The sequence below is a fragment of the Ruegeria sp. AH12 genome (genome assembly GCF_056541465.1).
In genome coordinates this window covers 1-599 of sequence record NZ_JBQFYL010000188.1, presented here as the reverse complement: position 1 = coordinate 599, position 599 = coordinate 1, and the positions used below count along the sequence as shown (strand labels likewise).

1 protein-coding gene is annotated in these 599 nt (G+C 56.8%); it reads left to right on the top strand.

Annotated elements, in window-relative coordinates; translation table 11 throughout:
• On the top strand, positions 1 to 599 hold a 599-nt coding region (locus tag ACR0EL_RS22525), incomplete at both ends, for a class I tRNA ligase family protein (RefSeq protein ID WP_480502359.1).

Genomic DNA, 599 nt, shown 5'->3' with positions numbered 1-599 from the left:
AGTACAGGCCGATATCGCCAAGCGCTTTGGCCTGAGCTTTGATCACTTTGGCCGCTCGTCCAGCGATCAGAACCGTAAACTGACCCAGCATTTCGCTGGCAAACTGGATGAAGCCGGGCTGATCCGGGAAGTCAGCGAAAAGCAGGTTTACTCCAACGCCGATGGCCGTTTTCTGCCCGACCGCTATATCGAAGGCACTTGCCCCAATTGCGGTTACGAGCGCGCGCGCGGCGACCAGTGCGAAAATTGTACCAAGCAGCTAGACCCGACCGACCTGATCGAGCCCCGCAGCGCGATCAGCGGCTCGACCGATCTTGAGGTGCGTGAGACCAAGCACCTGTATTTGCGTCAATCCGCAATGAAAGATCAGTTGGACGCGTGGATTGACAGCAAGACAGACTGGCCGATCCTGACAACCTCGATCGCCAAGAAATGGCTGCATGATGGCGACGGCCTGCAGGATCGCGGCATTACCCGCGATCTGGATTGGGGTGTACCAGTCAAGAAAGGTGATCAAGATTGGCCCGGCATGGAAGGCAAAGTCTTCTATGTCTGGTTCGATGCCCCCATTGAATACATCGCCTGCGCCAAGGAATGGG